The organism is Treponema putidum, from assembly GCF_000755145.1.
Taxonomy (GTDB): Bacteria; Spirochaetota; Spirochaetia; order Treponematales; family Treponemataceae; genus Treponema_B; species Treponema_B putidum.
The window spans coordinates 2305048-2318814 of sequence record NZ_CP009228.1 but is presented as its reverse complement, the minus strand read 5'-3'; the positions used below and the strand labels follow the sequence as shown (position 1 = coordinate 2318814).

Genomic DNA, 13767 nt, shown 5'->3' with positions numbered 1-13767 from the left:
ACCTACCCCCATTTCATTGAGCGTTCTACAGCTTTTTTCCATCCGGCATAGAGAGTTTTTCTTTTTTCTTCTTCCATGTCCGGCCTAAATTCCCTTTCGATGTCCTGTATGCGTTTTATTTCGTCCTGTTCTTTCCAAAAGCCTACGGCAAGACCTGCAAGATACGCAGCACCCAAGGCCGTTGTTTCTTTTTCGTAGGGGCGTAAAACGGGCACATTTAAAATATCCGACTGGAACTGCATTAAAAAATTATTGGCACAAGCTCCGCCGTCTACTTTAAGCGATTTTAAGTTTATCTTGGAATCTCTTTCCATAGCATAAAGGACATCCTTTGTTTGGTAGGCTATGGCTTCCAAGACCGCACGTACAATATGCTCTCTTTTTGCCCCCCTTGTCAAGCCCAAAAGAGCACCGCGGGCATACATATCCCAATAGGGAGCCCCCAGACCTGAAAAGGCCGGCACAAAGTAAACACCGTTTGTATCTTTTACAAGCCCTGCATAATATTCCGTTTCATGAGCGGTATATATAAGTTTTAACTCATCTCTCAGCCATTGCACTGCAGCACCTGCTATAAAACTGCTTCCCTCCAAGGCATATTTTACACTATTATCTATACCGAATGCAATAGTTGTAAGAAGCCCGTTTTCGGATTCTATTATCTTTTCTCCGGTATTCATTAACATAAAGCAGCCGGTTCCATACGTATTTTTTGCAGAACCTTCTTCAAAACAGGCTTGCCCGAAGAGGGCTGCTTGCTGATCACCTGCGGCACCTGCAATCGGAATATTAGCTCCTCCGAAGGTATGCTCATCGGTATAACCGTAAACATAACTTGAAGGCTTAACTTCGGGAAGCATAGACTCAGGGATATCCAGAATCTTTAAAAGATCCTTATCCCATTGCAGGGTATGAATATTAAAAAGCATGGTACGCGAAGCATTTGTATAATCGGTTACATGCACCTTTCCTCTAGTCAAATTCCATATCAGCCAAGTGTCGATATTCCCAAAAAGAAGCTCGCCCTTTTCGGCCAGAGTTCTTGCTTCAGGAACATTATCCAAAATCCACTTTATCTTGGTGCCTGAAAAGTAGGCATCTATTATTAAGCCCGTTTTTTTTCTAATAGAATCGGATAGGCCTTTTTCTTTAAGGGCATCGCAAATATCGGCGGTTCTTCGGCATTGCCAAACTATGGCATTATAAACTGGACGGCCTGTCTTTTTGTTCCAGACAACTGTGGTTTCACGCTGGTTTGTAATTCCGATTGCAGCAATTTCTTGGGTTGAAACACCGCTTGTCTCCAAAACTTCACGGGCTACCCCGCTTTGTTTTCCCCATATTTCCATAGCATCATGCTCGACCCAGCCCTGCTTAGGAAAAATTTGAGAAAACTCCTGCTGTGCGGTCGCAGCTTTTCTTCCGTTTTTGTCGAACAAGATTGCCCTGCAGCTCGTAGTCCCCTGATCAAAGGCTAAAACATATTTTTTCATTTTATATCCTCCAGTCTTCCCTGCTTCATTGCATAAACTTCCATACTGTCCCCAAGTTTAAACATCTTGCTTATAGCCATTCCTATGGCCATAACTATGTTCCAAAGTATTCCGCTCTTTTTAAGATTTTTACACCATTTAAACCTTTCAGGATGATGGCCTATCGAAACAATCTTTAAAACCTTAAAGCCGTACATACTGAGTTGGTCCTTTACGGTTTTTGCATCCCATATGGAATAATGATCCGTCGGACTTTCTGCAAAAAATTTATAAGGCGAAAAAGTTCCTGTAACGCCGGAAAAATTGGGAGTTGAAAAAGCAAAAATACCGCCCGGCATTAAAAGATCGTTTACTTTTTTTAAAACGGAATCCAAGTCCCTAAAATGTTCGATAACAAACCACATAGTAACTGCAGCAAAACCTCCGTCTTCGATAGGCCTTGAAACCGATTCAAATCCGTTTCCCGTCATTTGTTTTTGGTAAATATACTCATAGGATTGCGGAAGAGCTGGAAAGGCCGAAACAAAGGCCGGCAGTTTTAACTCGTCCGTTACATATTTTACGGCAGCTTCCGAAATATCGGTTCCGACAGCATACCAGCCCGAATATTTTGCAGCAAGGACAAATGGGCCGTAGGCACAGCCCACATCCAATATTTTCTTTTCACCGTCAAAAATACTGTATTCCCTCTTTCGATAAAAAATATCTATATAAAGTTGATTTATAATTTCCATTCGGCGCATTCCCTGCTTTCTTATAGACTCAAAATCCTCTAAATAGGTTTTACCGTATTGGGCCTTGTACTCATCAAAAAAATAAGTTTTGGTATATTGTTTTGGAGGACTTATTATAAAAGAAATATGATACATTCCGCAGCGGAGACAATGTGCCATAGTCCTGTCCGGAGTTCTGGCTGCAATTTCAAAGGTACCGTCTTCCCCGCAAATAGGGCATAAGTGCCTTGAGCCGAAGGATAATTTTTTTATCAAGGAAGGTAAATCTTTGCTCTCAGACTGAGGCGTAATAAGGGCAGGTATTTTTATTCCCCTCGAAAACATATCTGCAAAGTCTATAACGGACGGTATACCCGGAGGAAAGGACGTAAAACCTGCCGATATTCCCAACTTATAATGGTAATCGGTCGGAGAAACCAAAAGTACATAGCATCCTGCAGCTAAGGCCTCAAAAGCCGTAAACCCGTAATGGGTTACAACCAAATCCCATTCATAAAGTCTTTCCCGTAAATTTTCAATACGGGAAAAGGCTTTTATCTTCCCCTCACACCTTTTTATATCATCAAAACTTAGATTCACATCTATTGCCGAAACATCAAATTTTAAGGAGGCCAAAATTTGGGCAATAGGCAGGGTCATTCTATAAGAGTTTTCTCCTCCGCAAACAACAAGAACCTTTGTTTTCGGCGGGTCCAAATGAATACGTTTACTTTTTCTCAAAGTTTTTAAGGTAAAATGTTTTTTTCGATTAACGGGAAGACAAATAAATTCAGGAGAAAAAATATTAGGAGAACAGTCAGGGGATGAACCTTCTTCGCAAGAAGAGTCGCTTCTAAGAGCGCCTCGAAGAGATGGAAGAATGTCCAATATAAAATCCGCCAACCGCCGGCCTGTTCCTCCTTCATCGATTACTATAACAGGACCTCTATTTTTATAAAAAGCCATCTCATCTTCAGATGTTCTAAACCTGTCCAATACGATTAGAGCCGCCTTTTTAGGAAATTCATTTATGATTATCTCGGAAGGAATGGAATTTAAAATAGATTTTGAAAAATTAGGATAATCGGATTCAGATATATAAATTAAACATCTTAATTTTCCTAAAAGAGATCTCGTTATATCGCAGACCCTATGTAAATGTCCGCTCCCTCGCCCCGGCGTAACCGAAGGACAAAATACCACAAGTCTATCGGCATAACTTACAGCTTCAACTATATCGGCAGGCATAAAGGGCTGCTTTTTTTTATGAGAACTTAAATACCTATATACCTCTTTTGCTTTTTCATAGTCTTCAGCCGTATCAACGGTAGTACGCAATTCGGGATAATACCAAACTGCCGGTGCTGTTTCTCTAATACACCTATACTTATCAGGACGGCTGTAAATTGCAGGAGCTACATGCTCATGAGCATAATAATCCTCGGTTTCAGAAGCGGCCTTTAAAAGAGAATCGGCCTTGATTATTTCTATTCCTGAGCCGTGCGGAAGACCGGTATAAGTAAAATAATCGGGCTCTCCCAATTCAAAATAACGCCGCATAGAGGCTTCGGCAGCTTGAACAAAAAGAAAAGGGTTATCGGCTGTAACCCGAACAATGGCTTTTAAAGGTTTATTCGGAAAATTGGAATTGATAAACGTAATTGCATCACAAAACCGCTTTAAAACATCTTCTTCAGAACCGTCAATACAAAGATAACCTAAAGATTCGGCTATGGGCTGAAATTCTTTTTTTGAATTGGTATCGCAAGCCAAAATAAAATGTTCGGCAGGTAATTCTCTAACCGAATCCAAAACTCTGTATAAAATAGGCCTGTCACCCAAGTCCAATAATGCTTTTCTAACCAAGCGCTTAGAACTCAATCGGGCTTGAACAATTACGGCTGTGCCTTCATATAGACCAATCATATTCTAGGCTCCCATTTATAAATTAAATCTTGAGGTGATTTTACAAAACGGTATTTGTTTATGTGCACCCAATCTTGTACGGCCTTAAAATGTTTATAGGCCTTAAAAGGATTTAAGCCTGATCTTATTGCATAAGAAAAAAACAAATACCAAGGCAAGCTCCCTCCTTTTTTACCTACAAGAGGTGCTAAATTCTTTAAGTAAAATTTTATATAAGAATCATCTGCAGAAACATCTTCAAGGGGAGAGGCTCCGGCATATTTCATTTTATATAAATTTGAAATAAGAATCTCCATACCCCACAGATGGGCTCTAAATCCGAAATCCAAATTTTGCCAATAAGGATTGTCTATCGTATAATCAAATCCTCCTATTTCAATAAATTTTTCCCGATTATAGATACCGGCAAAATCATACATATAAATAGTATGGGTTAAATCTTTTCTGCACAAAAATTGTTCCGTCGAAAAATCCCTGCGTGTAAGAGAGGGAACACTCTGAACGGGAATAAGAGCGTTTTTTTCGTCGATTAAAACCGGAGCGGTGCATATTACATCAGATTGGGTAAGAGTATCTATCACACTTATAGGAAAACTTGAAGAAGATAAAGCCATATCGTTCCACAGAACCATGACATAATCCGAAGATACTTCCGAAATGCCGAGGTTAATCATTTCTCCTATAGTAACTTTTTCAAGCGGAACTAAAAATTTAACTTCAGGAAATTGAGAAGACAAGGATTCAAGTTCAAATCCTTTTTGAGAGCTGTCCACAAATACAATAGAATTAAAACCAAGATATATTAAGTTTTGAAAAAGAGAAGAAAGATAATATCGGGCACCGCGGTTTAATACCAAAACGGAAACTTGAACTTTAAAATCTCCTGAGCTTTTTCCTAAAACCGTATAAGGAATTTTCCGCTCATTAAAAATTGTAGGTATAGTATTCATCGCAAGCTCCGCATAAGTCTCCGTATTTGCATTCTAAATGCTTTTTATATACCTCGAATGTTTTTTTACGGATTGAATCTAAACTTTCTGAAAAAGCATTTCCTAAAATATTTTTCCTTTTAACATCTTCTTTGCAAAGAGGCACCGAACCGTCAGCCAAGATATACATATCCCTTTTTAAATGCCAACAAGGATGACGGTTAAAAGGAGATAAGTCTGCAACTCTTTTATCCTCAAGTAATTTACAAAAGGTGTCATATTTTTGAATAATTACTTTTACCCCCAAGTTTTTCCAAAAACGGTAAAAAGGCTCAACTTCAATTTCGTTTTCATTCATGCGCATAATTTGAGCCCACACAGCATCGGGAAAAACTTTTTTTACACTGTCAGCAAAAGTAAGAGCTTGTTTTAATTTAATGTTTGCCTCATCTTCAGGAAGACTGTGAACCTTAGCATACATTCCTGAACTGACCGCATCAATACATACAATCCAATAAACCGGAAGCATCTTGTTTTTTCTTTTGGGAGAAACATCAATAATTTTTTCAAGCCGCTCTATAAATGATGAAGGCCAATATAAACCGCAAGTTTCAATCAAAACGGATAGCTTAGGAAATGATAAAATTTTTTCGATTACCGAAAGGCAATCTTGATACATGGAAGGCTCTCCAAAAACCGAAAGAGAAATTACGGCATCATCGGAATATTCCGCAATTTTTTCGATAAGAGAAAAAAGAGCCGCCTTATCCATTTCTCTTTTTTCTTCAAGTTCTAAAACTTTATTAGGCTTATATATTGACTTCAAGGGATAAGAAGAATTTATTTCGAGGGCATAATATGCAGGAAGAGTAAAAAGGTCTTCTTTTTTTTCTTCAATCAGTTTTGCATAGTTTTCCGCATTTATGCCTGTAAAACGGCTGCATAAAAGAGCATTGCGTTTTGAGTCGGCTGCAAAGCGGAGCCTTAGATGCCTTAAATCAAAGGGGGCTACCATAGTTTCAATATCATAGCTGTTTATTTCTTTTTTTATCGTATCAAAAATAAAAGAGCGCTCAAACGAAGTTTCATTATCTGAAAGCTTTGCAAGAATCGGACAAAGACCTGAGGTAAGAATTTCAGGGATAAGTCCCTCAGGATATCCGTCGGCAAAGCTGTACTCGGCCCTGTATTCCAAATGCTGCTTAAAAAGTTTTTCCGTTGCGCTTAAATCGATAAAGGGCTCATCCCCATGCAAAAAGAAAACATTTTCAAAACAGGAAGATCCCGCTTCGGCTTCTTTTGCAGCTTCGGAAAATACAAGTTTGGGACTTATTTTTTCTAAAACCTTAACCTTCCACTCTATTTTTATCTCATCCGATTTTATATTTTTTAATATGGAAACGATATTAGTTTCACATGAAGCAGAGGTTAAAACAATTATTTTTTTGCAATCGGGAAAGGCCGCGGCAGCACGGAAAGAGGCTTCAAAGGGTACGATACCGTTTTCGAGTTTTTTAAACGAATATTCCGAAATATCATAGGCGGATAAAACAGCAAAAGACTTCATAGCTCCTATATCGGCAAAAAAATGCCTTTATTTTAATTTTTTAGCCGCAGTCAATACTTTTTCTTTGGAAGAATAAAGCTGAACACTTGATCTTTGAATCCAGCCTTTTCCTAAGTTAACCCAAAGAATCTGTTCTTCATCTTCTTTTACAATCTCAAGCCCCTCAACGGGAAAGACATCCAATTTTCGGGCATGAGAAATAGTTATGCCGTCACTTCCCGGCTTATCTAAAAGTGACACATAGGTTTCAATTATTAGGGCAAAGCGGTTTGCATCGTTCATAGCCGAATCCGGCGGCAAATCCAATGTCTGCAAGGAATCTTCCTTTGAACATGACAGAAAGCTTGTAAAAATAAAAAATAAGAAAACAGCAGCTAACCGCTTCATAAATTAAAACCCGTTTATTTGTAAATTCAAATACGGTAATATTAAATAAAGATAGCCTTTGAAAATAAGAGGTGCAAGACAGAAGAAGCCAAACATACATAACCTATTATTTCGTCATAATTTTTTACTAAGCCGAAAAAGTCGGGTAAAGAAGCAGAAATAGACTCCAAATATCTTCCCAAAAATACAATTGAACCTGCAAGCCCGGCAACAACAGGTAAAAAATCTCCCAATATTACTATATTGGTTCCAATAGGACTTAGCATCTTTGAAATTGCCGTAAAACCTGAAAATATGGTAACTAATAGCAAAAAGGTCGGCTCCCTTAAAACAGGATATTTATTTTCGCGGTCGGCAGGTTCATCACCTCTAACAGTCCTGTCAAAAAATACGAGAATAAGTCCCATAATCAAATTTGTTGTAATTGAAAGAAAATAAAAAGGTAACATTTTGTCCTCCGGTACATTGTTGAAACCTGCAATAACTGCATTAAATTAAGTTTAAAACATTTTGTATAAAAAATCAATAGGTGCAGTATCGCCTTTACTCTTGATTTTTGTTTATAAAATATGTATTATCATTTTACAATGAAAATAGAAAAAGATACAACAGTCAGTTTGGAATACACACTGAAAGATGCTAACGGCGAAGTTCTTGATTCGTCCGATGTAATGGGTCCATTGGAGTATATCCACGGATATAATATGATTATTTCAGGCTTGGAAAAAGCCCTTGAAGGCAAAGAAGAAGGAGCAGAGTTTAAACAAGTTATTCCTCCTGAAGAAGCCTATGGTGAAGTTTTTGACGATCTGATAGTCGAAACAACCAGGGCACAATTCCCTGAGGGTGTAAAACTTGAAGTCGGTATGGACTTTGAGGCCGGAGAAGGTCATCACACCAGAATTGTAAGAATTACAAACATAGACGGAGATAAGATTACCATAGATGCAAATCATCCTCTGGCAGGAGAAACTCTCCATTTTGATGTAAAAGTCTTATCGGTAAAAAAGACCTCCGAAGAAGAATTACAGGCTCTAATTCAGCAAATGTCCGGAGGCTGCGGATGCGGGTGCGGTCATGAATATGACGAAAATGCTTGCAGCTGCGGATGCTCGGGTTGTCATTAAAAACTAAAAAGGCAGATTCCCTTATTCCATTGTTTGGAGGATTTTGTTTTTTTCTTTCGGCAATCGAGATAATGATACCCAAGCCCGTTCCTTTTTTTAGGATGGGCTTGGCCAATCTGCCCCTTCTTTTAGGTATTGATCTATTCTCTTTTCCGGCCTTTATTCTTCTTTTAGCAATAAAGGTTTTAGGCCAAGCTCTCATTTCGGGAACGCTTTTTTCGTATGTACTTCTTTTTTCTGCAGTAGGAACATTTTCATCAGGTCTTTTAATGTATGCCATGAGAAAAATTCCTCGAAAAGCAATTTCTTTTATGGGAATAAGTTTAGCAGGCGCCTTTGTTTCAAACAGCCTTCAATTTCTTTTAGCTGTCTTGATAATGTTCGGAAAATCGGCTGTATATATAATTCCGCCTGTATTTTCTCTGGGTGCCATAACTGCCGTTGCTATAGGCTGGTTTGCTTCCGAATTTGAAATACAATCCGTCTGGTACCAAAGGGTAAAGGCCGAAAGATTTGATTTTGTGCCTGATAATTCACAAGAGGTAAGACTGGGTAACGATAAAAACGGCTCGGCAAAAACAACAAACTGTATTCTAAGAGATAAATACCTTAGAATAGGTTCCGGAATAAGCCTTTTTTTAATCTTACTCTTCGTTCCTTTTTTACCCGTACAAGCCCTTGTCCTAGGAGCAGCTCTGATTCTTTGTGCTGCAGATAAACAAAAACTGAATTTTTTAAATTTAATTTTTATGTTTACGGCCATTACGGTGTTTAACCTTTTTCCGCCAATGGGAAAAATAATTTTTAGCATAGGAAGCATCGATATAACCAATCAAGCCCTATTAAGAGGGTTTGAAAAAGCTATTGTGTTGATAGGAATGATATATATATCAAAATGGATGCTAAAAGCAAAGATGAATTTTAAAAGCCGAATAGGAAAATCAATACAAGAAGCATTCAATGTCTTTTACAAGTTATTATCGGTAAAACACGAAATCAAACCTAAAATGATAATTCCCACCATAGACTCGGTTTTATTGAGCATAAATAAACTTTAAGACAGCCAAGCTCAATATATGTTTTATGTAGGTAACTGCAATTTTTTTAAAAAAAAGTATTGACATAAATTTTAAAAATCTATATAATACTTGTTATTGCGGATGTCGTATAACGGCTATTACCCCAGCCTTCCAAGCTGGAGACGTGGGTTCGACTCCCATCATCCGCTTATTTTGTAACTCTATATCCAGTATAGACTTACAAGTTTTCAACCCCTTGAAAACTTCACTTTCTTTTCTCTTTTTGATGGACTGTCGCATAAAATGTCGCATATTTTTTTGGTTTACAAACTTCAAATCGGTAAATTTTTAATCTGTAAAATAAATACTTAAACTATTGACACAGTGAAACTATGTCTTTGCGCTCTTAGGACCTTTGAGGCTAATTTTCCTACATCAAGCTGCCGAGTTTTTCGCGGATGAATTCGCTTTTTTCTTTTAGACCGATTTTACCGGTTTGGAGGATGAGGACATTCGGAGCTTTAGGGTCAAGGCTGACACGGCCAGCAGATTCTTTTATCATGCGCAAAAGTTTATCCACCGAGATTTTTGAAACTCGGGCAAACTCTATGCGGACGGCAGCCTTTCTTTCTTTTAGGCTTGCAATAGAAAGATGATTGCAGATAATTTTTATTTCGGAAAGAGCCAAAAGACTTTCCACCTCGGAAGGGGCGGGTCCGAAGCGGTCAAGGATTTCCGAGTAGACTCTGTCGAGGTCTCTCTGCACTTTAACGGCAGCAATTTTTTTATAAACTTCCATTTTAGTTTCTGGGCTTGAAATATAGGAATCGGGTATGAAGCCCGAATACTCAAGCTCGATAACGGATTCTTGAACAGGTTCATAATCTTGGTTTTGAAGTTTTTGAACAGCCTCGTCCAAAAGACGCAAATATAAATCGAAACCGACGGAATAAATATCGCCCGATTGTTCCCTGCCTAAAAGATTTCCGGCTCCTCTTATTTCCATATCCTTCATCGCAATCTTAAAACCGGAACCGAGCTCTGTAAAGTCTGAAATAACTTGAAGCCTCTTCATAGCAATTTCGGAAAGAGCCTTATCGTCAGGATACAACAGATAGGCATAAGCTTTTTTATCGGAGCGGCCTACCCTTCCCCTCAACTGATAAAGCTGGGAAATACCGTACATGTCAGCCCTATCTATGATAATGGTATTGGCATTTGGAATGTCAATGCCGTTTTCGATAATGGTGGTAGCAATTAAAACCTGAAAGCCGCCTAAACTAAAGCGTTCAAAAATTTCTTCTAATTTGTCTGGAGGCATTTGGCCGTGTGCCGTTTCAATCATAATCTCAGGCAAAAGAGATTGAAGCATAAAAAGAGTTTCATCTAAACTTTCAACCCTGTTATGAAGATAAAAAACCTGTCCTCCTCTCTCCGATTCCCGTCTTATAACTTCGGCAACTTTTTCCGCATTGAACTCGGCGATAACCGTTTCAACAGGCTTTCTATTTTGAGGAGGAGTTGCAATTACACTCATGTCTCTTATTTTTAAAAGCGACATATGAAGAGTTCTAGGAATGGGAGTTGCAGAAAGGGAAAGGCAATCCACATTGTGCTTCATCTGTTTTAATCTTTCTTTATCCTTAACACCGAAACGCTGCTCTTCATCGACAATCATCAAACCTAAGTCTTTAAAGACAACATCCTTTTGAATTATACGGTGAGTTCCGACCAGAATATCCACATCCCCGTTTTTTAGTTTTTCAAGAATTTTTTTTGTTCACCCTTTGGAACGAATCGGGAAAGGCGGGCTGATTTTACTGGGAAGTTTTTAAATCTCTTGTCCAAGGTTTCAAAATGCTGCTCGGTCAAAATAGTTGTGGGGGACAAAAAGGCAACCTGCTTACCGCTCATGACAGCCTTAAAGGCGGCCCGCATTGCAACTTCTGTTTTACCGTAACCTACATCTCCGCAGATAAGTCTATCCATGGGAACGGGTTTTTCCATGTCCTCCTTTACCTCGGCGATACAGGTAAGCTGGTCATCGGTTTCTTCATAAGGAAAAGCCGCTTCAAAGGCGGTCTGCCATTCATCATCTTTTTGAAAAGCAAAGCCCGTACTTGCCTTCCTTTTAGAATAAAGATCGATGAGTTTTGAGGCTATATCTTCAACCGATTTTTTTACCTTGTTCTTTCTGTTCTCCCAAGACTTTGAGCCGAGGATATCGAGATGAGGAGCCTCTCCTTCGTTTCCTATATAACGCTGAACAAGGTCGGCCTGCTCAATCGGAATAAAAACTGTTTCATCATTTGCATATAAAAGATTTATATAATCTCTTTCCGTATCCAAAATTTTAACACGTTCAATACCGCGGAATTTACCTATGCCGTAATTTACATGAACAACATAGTCTCCCGGATTTAATTCGATAAAGGTATCGATAACCGAACTTTTTGCGGTCTTTACCGATTTTGGAATTCTTCGGCGGCGGCCGAAAATTTCATTTTCGTGGATTACCAAAATTTTTAGATCAGGAATACCGAAACCGCCTGAAAGGTTATACGGTAAAATTTTTATTCTGTCTTCGTGCAGAATCTCTTCGATACGAAGGGCTTGATTATCACTTTCGGCAAATACGAATATAGACCAATTATCATTTAAAAGATTATTTAATTCTTCGCGTAAATAGACTATGTTCCCAAAAAAACTGCGGGGCGGATCGGTTTTAAATGTGAGAGTTTTATTTTTATATTCTTGTTCGGCTAAGGTTCGAAAAAAGATAGACTTATTATATTTTTGCACATTGCTTTCAAATTGAAGCAAGATGCGTTGAGGTTCGGGATATTCTGAAATTAAAGCTCTTCGTTTTTCATTTTCGTCAAATTGAATTTTTGTTTTTTTATAAAGCCCCATATATTCTCTAAGTAAAATATCCGAAGAATTTTTTTGCCTGTCATAATCGGAATAAAATACGGGAATGTCATTTAATTCCGCATATTCCAAAACGGAAGAAGATTTTTGAAACGCAAGAGGATAAAAAATTTCTTCTCCCTCGAAGGTTTTATATTCTTTTAACGCATCAATAATTTTTAAAATGTTTTCTGAAAATTCCGAATAGGTTTTTAAATTTTTTTCCAAGCAGCCGATACGCTCATCATTCCAAATTACTTCCTTTACGGGATAGAGGTTAATTTTTTTATGTTCCTCCAAAGAGCCTTGGCTTGCTATATCAAAGCTCTTTATTTTTTCGACCTTATCAAAATCAAATTGAATTCGGTAAGCCGTTTTTTCCGATCCCGAATTGGAAGCTAGGCAGATATCCAATACTTCTCCACGAAGAGCAAACTCGCCCCTCACACTTACACGCGGAACCCTTATATATCCCCAAAGAGTTAAAAGCTCTGTAACGCTTAAAATATCAAGGCTTGAACCCGCAGCGATTTCTATATTGTTTTGTTTTAAATAATCGGCAGGAGGAATCGGAGTTAAAAAGGAACGCTGGCAGGTAATAAAAACCGGAGGTTTGTTTTTTGTATAAGATTCACTCCCTGCTTCCAACAAACGGATCAGCACTTCTGCCCGTTCGGAAAACACGGGGGCCGTCGGCGAAATAGGCCTATAGGCAAGAGAGCCCCACCAAGGCAAGACAAAATTTTCTATTCCGGAAAAATCCAAGTCGGCTCTTACGGCCTCCGCTTCCTTTTCTGTCGGAACTACCACGAGGACAGGTTTACGGGTCTTGTACAAATATTCCGTTAAAAAAAAGCCGAAAAGGCCTCCCGAAATTCCTGTAATGTTGTAGGGATAAGAATTTTGATCTATCTCATCGAAAGCATTTTTCATATCCTTCCATGAGCGGATAGAATTTTGTAAGGAATCTATTATAGGCAGGGGCATTTACATTTTTACCCGATTAAGGGCTTCGGCCGCTTCCTTAAAATTAGGACGGAGTCTTACCGCTGTTTGATAGGCAAGAGCAGCTCCGGCTTTTTCTCCGGCCGCTTCACGGACTATGCCTAATCTATACCACCAAAGAGAATTGGATGGTTCCAAGTGCACTGAAATGGAATAGGCAATATCGGCTTTATGATATTTTTTTGTGTTTCGGTAAATCTCTCCGACAAAAAAATGGGCAACGCTTATACGCTCGCCGTTGGGAGCCATCTCGATATACATCTCCATGTTCCTCAAAGAGTCTTTATAATTCCCAAGGAAAAACTGAGCCTCTCCCAAGGTTTCAATAATTCTGGCATCTTTTCCGATTTTTAGGGCATCATTACAAACTAACTCGGTGTCCTTGTATCGTCCCAATCTAAAAAGGCACCATGTATATACGGCATAAGAATCCATATTTTTGGAATTTACCTTTAATTCATTACGGCAAATTTCTATGGCGGATAGATAAGCTGTTCGGGCATCTTCCCTTCTTCCTATGGAATCAAGACTTCTGCCGTTTCTATATAGCTTCAATGCATCAGGCTTATCCTGCGCAAAAAGAATACCGGCCTGTGAAAAAAAGCGGCCGTCCCGTATAAAAAAAAGGCCTGCAGCAAAAATAAAAGTCAATAGAATAAATTTAAAACGTTTTCCGGTTATCATAGTTTTC

The 13767-nt window shown here is 38.6% G+C and carries 9 protein-coding genes, 1 tRNA gene and 1 pseudogene; 3 read left to right on the top strand and 8 right to left on the bottom strand.

Features of this window, described 5'->3' with window-relative positions; translation table 11 throughout:
- Positions 1–2: 2 nt before the first annotated feature.
- From glpK to JO40_RS10650, 6 genes are read right to left on the bottom strand one after another with little or no spacing between them, the layout of a single operon-like run.
- A complete protein-coding gene (gene glpK / locus JO40_RS10675) occupies positions 3–1493 on the bottom strand; it encodes a glycerol kinase GlpK (RefSeq protein WP_044979323.1) in 1491 nt (496 codons plus the stop codon).
- On the bottom strand, positions 1490–4132 hold the full coding sequence (locus tag JO40_RS10670; protein WP_044979322.1) for a cytidylyltransferase domain-containing protein: 2643 nt from the start codon (positions 4130–4132) through the stop codon (positions 1490–1492). The genes glpK and JO40_RS10670 overlap by 4 nt, the downstream gene beginning before the upstream one ends.
- Entirely contained in the window at positions 4129–5082 is a 954-nt protein-coding gene (locus JO40_RS10665) for a glycosyltransferase family 2 protein (protein ID WP_044979321.1), read from the bottom strand. The genes JO40_RS10670 and JO40_RS10665 overlap by 4 nt, the downstream gene beginning before the upstream one ends.
- Positions 5057–6628: a spiro-SPASM protein gene (locus JO40_RS10660; RefSeq protein WP_044979320.1), complete on the bottom strand. Its 1572-nt coding sequence runs from the start codon at positions 6626–6628 to the stop codon at positions 5057–5059. The genes JO40_RS10665 and JO40_RS10660 overlap by 26 nt, the downstream gene beginning before the upstream one ends.
- Positions 6629–6655: 27 nt before the next feature.
- Positions 6656–7015: a hypothetical protein gene (locus JO40_RS10655; protein ID WP_044979319.1), complete on the bottom strand. Its 360-nt coding sequence runs from the start codon at positions 7013–7015 to the stop codon at positions 6656–6658.
- A gap of 41 nt (positions 7016–7056) precedes the next feature.
- Positions 7057–7464 carry a hypothetical protein gene (locus tag JO40_RS10650; protein WP_044979318.1) on the bottom strand — a complete coding sequence of 136 codons (408 nt, stop codon included), beginning with the start codon at positions 7462–7464 and terminating at the stop codon, positions 7057–7059.
- A 138-nt stretch (positions 7465–7602) separates the two neighbouring features.
- Between JO40_RS10650 and JO40_RS10645 the strand changes: the two genes are divergently transcribed.
- The 3 genes from JO40_RS10645 (at position 7603) to JO40_RS10635 (ending at position 9370) form a co-directional block, all read left to right on the top strand.
- Positions 7603–8142, top strand: a complete 540-nt coding sequence (locus tag JO40_RS10645) for an FKBP-type peptidyl-prolyl cis-trans isomerase (protein WP_044979807.1) — start codon at positions 7603–7605, stop codon at positions 8140–8142.
- Entirely contained in the window at positions 8124–9200 is a 1077-nt protein-coding gene (locus tag JO40_RS10640) for a Gx transporter family protein (protein ID WP_084224539.1), read from the top strand. Before JO40_RS10645 ends, JO40_RS10640 begins: the two co-directional genes overlap by 19 nt.
- 98 nt (positions 9201–9298) lie before the next feature.
- Positions 9299–9370, top strand: a tRNA-Gly gene (locus JO40_RS10635).
- A gap of 221 nt (positions 9371–9591) precedes the next feature.
- Here the strand turns inward: JO40_RS10635 and mfd are convergent.
- A pseudogene (gene mfd, locus JO40_RS10630) lies at positions 9592–13058 on the bottom strand (transcription-repair coupling factor).
- A complete protein-coding gene (locus tag JO40_RS10625; protein ID WP_044979317.1) occupies positions 13059–13760 on the bottom strand; it encodes a tetratricopeptide repeat protein in 702 nt (233 codons plus the stop codon). It abuts the pseudogene before it with no gap.
- Between the last annotated feature and the right edge of the window lie 7 nt (positions 13761–13767).